This is a genomic window from Streptomyces sp. NRRL WC-3549, assembly GCF_000721935.1.
GTDB lineage: Bacteria > Actinomycetota > Actinomycetes > Streptomycetales > Streptomycetaceae > Streptomyces.
Window position 1 is genome coordinate 79,960 of sequence record NZ_KL585445.1, and the last position, 4,882, is coordinate 84,841.

Below are 4,882 nucleotides of genomic sequence, written 5' to 3' on the forward strand. Positions count from 1 at the left end.
CCTGACGGCGCACGCGAAAGCAAGGCCCCCTCACCGAGCGTGAGGGGGCCTTGCTCGTGCACGGGCCCGCACCGCAGTCCACACACACGGTCCCGGGCGCAGGCGGACGAGGCGCATCCGGACAGCAGCGGGCCTCCGGCCCGGCCGCCCCGCACCCGCGCGATCCGCCCGACTCCCGCACGCCCGCGCCCCGTTGAGCCGGGCGTTCCGTCGGCTGACCCCCACCTGGCGGAGCGGTCGGCGCGCCGGACTCTTCCGCCCGGATCCGGACAACCTGGCAGCAACCCTGTAGGGCCTGCCGGGGTGCCCCTAAGGTGGCGTGCAGCAGGAACCACTCGACCTCCCGCGTCGCGCCGGGCTACTCCCGCAGCCAGGGCACCGCGGTGGAGGACCGGCCCGGCCGGCGCCCTGAGAGGCAGCGGGCTGCCGGCCGGGCCAGGTACCGGGTGCGGTCAGACGCCGCTTCGGGAGGCGCCGCGCTCCCCCGTCAGATAGGCCGAGACCACCACGTTGGCGGTGTACGCGTGCGCGTCGCGGTCGTAGGTGCCGCCGCAGGTGATCAGCCGGAGTTCGGCGCGGCCGTCCTTGCGGGGCCCGTACGCCTTCTGGGCGTCGAAGCGTTCCCGGGTGAAGACCTGGACGTCGTCGACGGTGAACTCGGCCACCGTGCCGTCGTCCCGGGCGACCCGGACCCTGGCTCCCGGCTGGACGGCGCTGAGGCCGTAGAAGACGGCGGGATCGGTCTCGGTGTCGACGTGGCCGACGAAGAGCGCGGCGCCCTCGGTGCCGGGTTCGGTGCCGTTCCCGTACCAGCCGACGGTTCCGGCGGTCTCGTAGGGCGGTGGTTCGATCGCGCCGGACTCGTCCAGTTCCCTCGCGACGACGGGCGCGTCGATCTCCAGGGAGGGGATCTCCACCCGTTGCGGACGGGCCCCGCCGAGCGGTTCGTGCGCCGGGGGCAGTGGTGCGCCCAGGGGGCGTCCGACGGCGGCGACGTCGCCGGTCGTCGGGGCGGAGATGCCGCCGGTGCCCTCACGGCCCCACAGCCACAGGCCGAGCAGCAGCACGGCCCAGGCGACGCCGGTCAGCAGCCGGCCGGATCCGGCCGGGCGGTCCGCGCCCGCCATCTCAGCCGTGCTCCGCACGGCGGCGGCGCGCGCCGCGGAAGGCGACGGCGGCGACCGCGGCGGTGGCGAGCGCCAGCCCCGTCACGGCGTGCGGGAGACCGGGTCCGGCCGCTCCGCCGGTGGCGAGGGTGGCGGTGCCGCCGCCTCCGGCCCGGACGGGGGCGACGGGCGTGGGACGGCGGTGGGGGACGACGGTGACGGTGCCCTTGGCACGGCCGTGGCCGTCCTTGCAGGTCACCCGGATCTCGTAGGCGTCCGGGGCGGCGTCCGGGCGGATGCGGGCCTCGGCGCGGAGGCCCTTGCGGTCGGCCGGGGCGAAGCGCGCCTCGGAGGTGAAGGCCTCGGAGTTCCCCCGGGCCGACGTGCCCTTGCCGCAGACGTCGGTCCAGAGTTCCACCTCCCCACCCGGGGAGACGACGGCCGGGGTGACGGTGACCGGCCCGGAGCCCTTGGGATCCTTGGGCTCGGCCGGTGCGGCGGACGCGGGGACGGCTATCGTCGCGGCCGCCACTGCGGCACAGAACGTGAGGGGCAGTGAACGCATCGTAAACCTCCTGATCGAAGGTTCACGCGTGCGGGGGCGTTCCGCATCCTCTGTAGGCCGGCCGGGTGAGGAACGCCCCGGGGGCCCCTACGGCGTGGGCAGGGGCAGGTCCACCAGATCGACCAGGTCGGCGATGGAGTCGACGACGGTGGACGGCCGGAAGGGGTAGCGGTCCATGTCGTCGGTGCTGGTCAGCCCGGTGAGGACGAGGAAGGTCTGCATCCCGGCCTCCAGTCCGGCCAGTACGTCGGTGTCCATCCGGTCGCCGATCATGGCGGACGTCTCGGAGTGGGCGCCGATGGCGTTGAGGCCGGTGCGCATCATCAGGGGGTTGGGCTTGCCGGCGAAGTACGGGGCCTTGCCGGTGGCCTTGGTGATCAGCGCGGCCACCGACCCGGTGGCGGGCAGCGGGCCCTCGGCGGACGGGCCGGTCTCGTCCGGGTTGGTGCAGATGAAGCGGGCGCCGGCGTTGATGAGCCGGATCGCCTTGGTGAGCGCCTCGAAGCTGTACGTCCGGGTCTCGCCGAGGACGACGTAGTCCGGGTCGTGGTCGGTGAGGACGTACCCGATGTCGTGCAGCGCGGTGGTCAGCCCCGCCTCGCCGATGACGTACGCCGTACCGCGCGGCCGCTGGTCGTCCAGGAACTGGGCGGTGGCCAGGGCGGAGGTCCAGATGTTCTCCACCGGGACGTCCAGCCCCATGCGCTTGAGGCGCGCGTGCAGGTCGCCGGCGGTGTAGATGGAGTTGTTGGTGAGGACGAGGAACGGCATCCCGGAGTCCCGGAGCCTCTTGATGAAGGCGTCGGCCCCGGGGATGGGGGTGCCCTCGTGGATGAGGACACCGTCCATGTCGGTCAGCCAGGATTCGATCGCCTTGCGCTCTGCCATGACACGGGCTCCTGCCGTACGCACTGTGCACCGGGGTGCTGGACGCCGGCGGCACCGCGGTGTGCAGCGCCGACGCCTCGATTTTAGGCTGCCCGTTCGACCGGGCGGAACCAGCTGATCAAGGCGGGTCGCCACGGGTTCAGCGGGGCCCCTTGCGCAGGCGGCGGGCCAGGAGCAGGGCCGCCGCCCCGCCGAACACCAGGGCGCCGGCGGTGGGGGCGGCCCAGACGGGCGGTGTCCGGCCGGTGCGGGCCAGTTCGGACGGCGCCCTGCCCGCCCCGTCGGTCCGGGGCCCCCCGGCGTCGGCGCCGCCGTCCGCGCCGCCGTCGACGATGACGAAGGAGTACGCCGCGGACTCGCCGACCCAGTCGCCGTCGGACGCGTCGGCCGCCCCGGCCGCGCCGGGCCCGTCCGCCGCCTGACGCGGTTCGGTGCGCCGCTGGACGATGGCCGCGGTCGCCGTGACCCGACCCGGCCGGGTGTCGGAGGTGAACGCCATCCGGACCTCCACGGTGACCGTCTTCCTCGCGGGGACCGTGAATCCGGGGAAGTCGTCGTCCTCCTCGCCGTTGCCGAAGACACCGATCTGCTCGTCCTGGTCGGTGGACTCCCAGGTGACCCGGTGCTCCTCGTCGGGGTGGGCCCGCTCGACGAACTCCAGCTGGATCTGCTCGGGCGTCAGCGTGCGGTCCTCGTCGGTGAGGACGAGGACCGGGTGGATGGCGTGGCACGGCTCGGCGGTCGTGTTGGTCAGGTCCAGGTACCAGGTCCCGTAGCCGCCGCCGGAGGCGTAGGTCTCCGGGCCGCCGTGGATCCGGGTGCCGATGGGGAAGTCCTCGGCGTCCGGGTCCCCGCAGACCGCGTCCGCGTTCGCGTCCGCGACGGCCCCCGACACGGCCGGGACCGGCGCCGCGATGGGGATGGCGACGGCGGCCGGGGTGCCGAGGAGCCCGGCCGGGACGACGAGGCCCGCGGCGAGGCCGAGGCGGGTGAGGGCACGGCCGTCACGCAGCCGTGCGGGGGGCTTGGGGGGCATGGGGGGACACCCTTCGCTGCTCGCCGCCGGGCACCTCCTGAGGGCCACCGGCTGTGTGCGGCGACGCTGCCACGCGCGCGGGGGCGCCGCCAACCGCCGGCCGGGCAAGTCCGCCCGTTCGGGCGGAAAGAACCGCCCGAACAGCGCCTCCGGCCCCCGGTCCGTCAACGCCCCGGGCCGCCCCGCAGCCCGCTGCCGGCCTCACCGGCGCGGCCGAAGAGCGGGGCCAGCACCAGGTGGGCCGCCCCTTCGGCGACGGGCCGGTCGCCGCCGGTGGCGACGGTGACCGGGACGGCGGGGCCGGTGCCCTCCCGGCGGGCGCGTTCCTCGACGACGGCGCGCACCCCGTCGACGTACACGTCCTCGTCGGCGGCGACCGCGCGTCCGCCGAGGACCAGCCGGTCGATGTCGAGCAGGCCGACGAGGTTGGCGGCCCCCGTCCCGAGGACGCGGGCCGCCTCGGCGAGGTCACCCCGGGCGACGGCGGCCAGGCAGAGCGCCTCGACGCAGCCCCGCCCGCCGCAGCCGCACAGCGGACCGTCCAGCTGAAGCGTCTGGTGGCCGAACTCCCCCGCCCCGGTGCGGGCCCCGCGGTGCACGGTGCCGCCGAGGACCAGCCCGGCCCCCAGGCCCGTACCCAGGTGGAGGTAGGCGAAGTCGGCCTCGTCGCGGGCGCGCAGGGCGAGGCCGAGGGCGGCGGCGTTGGTGTCCTTGTCCACGACCACCGGCAGCCCGGTCCGCTCGGCGAGCGCGTCGCGCAGCGGGTAGCCGTCCCACTGCGGGAAGCCCGTGACGCGGTGGAGTACGCCGCCGGTGTGGTCCAGCGGTCCCGGCAGGGCGGCGCCCACGCCGAAGACGCGGTGGTCCTCGGTACCGGGCGCGTCTGCCCGTACCGTCTGCACCGCGCGGGCCGCGGCGCCGACGACCTCGTCGGCCGGGGCTCCGAGGTCCAGCGGCACGGTGCGGGTGGCGACCGGGGTACCGGCGAGGCCGGTCAGGACGGCGGTCATCTCGTCGCGGTCCAGGTGGAGCCCGACCGCGTATCCGGCGTCCGGGACGAGGCGGAGGACGGTGCGGGGCTTGCCGCCGGTGGAGGCGAGGCGGCCGGCCTCGGCGGCGAGGCCCTCGGCGCGCAGCCGGGTGGTGATCTTGCTGACCGCCTGCGGGGTGAGGCCGGTGCGCTCCGCGAGCTCCAGCCGGCTGATCCCCCGCTCACCGGCCGTACGCAGGAGGTCGAGCACGAGTGAGGCGTTGTGGTGGCGCAGCGACGGCAGGTTGACCCCGCCG

Annotated in this window: 5 protein-coding genes; all 5 read right to left on the reverse strand. The window is 75.6% G+C overall.

Annotated elements, in window-relative coordinates; genetic code table 11:
* Positions 1-452: 452 nt before the first annotated feature.
* The gene (locus tag IH13_RS0134610) at positions 453-1,127 is read right to left on the reverse strand and encodes a class F sortase (protein WP_031090883.1); all 675 of its coding nucleotides are present in this window, start codon (positions 1,125-1,127) and stop codon (positions 453-455) included.
* 1 nt (position 1,128) lies between these two features.
* The gene (locus IH13_RS0134615) at positions 1,129-1,671 is read right to left on the reverse strand and encodes a hypothetical protein (RefSeq protein WP_031090885.1); all 543 of its coding nucleotides are present in this window, start codon (positions 1,669-1,671) and stop codon (positions 1,129-1,131) included.
* A gap of 87 nt (positions 1,672-1,758) precedes the next feature.
* Entirely contained in the window at positions 1,759-2,559 is an 801-nt protein-coding gene (locus tag IH13_RS0134620) for an HAD-IIA family hydrolase (protein ID WP_031090887.1), read from the reverse strand.
* A 139-nt stretch (positions 2,560-2,698) separates the two neighbouring features.
* Positions 2,699-3,595, reverse strand: coding sequence for a hypothetical protein (locus IH13_RS0134625; protein ID WP_031090889.1), 897 nt, complete (start codon positions 3,593-3,595; stop codon positions 2,699-2,701).
* 164 nt (positions 3,596-3,759) lie between these two features.
* A partial coding sequence (locus IH13_RS0134630) for an ROK family transcriptional regulator (protein WP_031090891.1) occupies positions 3,760-4,882 on the reverse strand: 1,123 nt, incomplete at its 5' end.

Bases quoted from the DNA above. Each gene is read 5' to 3' on its own strand.
- IH13_RS0134610 (WP_031090883.1), bottom strand. From the start codon at position 1,127: ATGGCGGGCGCGGACCGCCCGGCCGGATCCGGCCGGCTGCTGACCGGC.
- IH13_RS0134615 (WP_031090885.1), bottom strand. From the start codon at position 1,671: ATGCGTTCACTGCCCCTCACGTTCTGTGCCGCAGTGGCGGCCGCGACG.
- IH13_RS0134620 (WP_031090887.1), bottom strand. From the start codon at position 2,559: ATGGCAGAGCGCAAGGCGATCGAATCCTGGCTGACCGACATGGACGGT.
- IH13_RS0134625 (WP_031090889.1), bottom strand. From the start codon at position 3,595: ATGCCCCCCAAGCCCCCCGCACGGCTGCGTGACGGCCGTGCCCTCACC.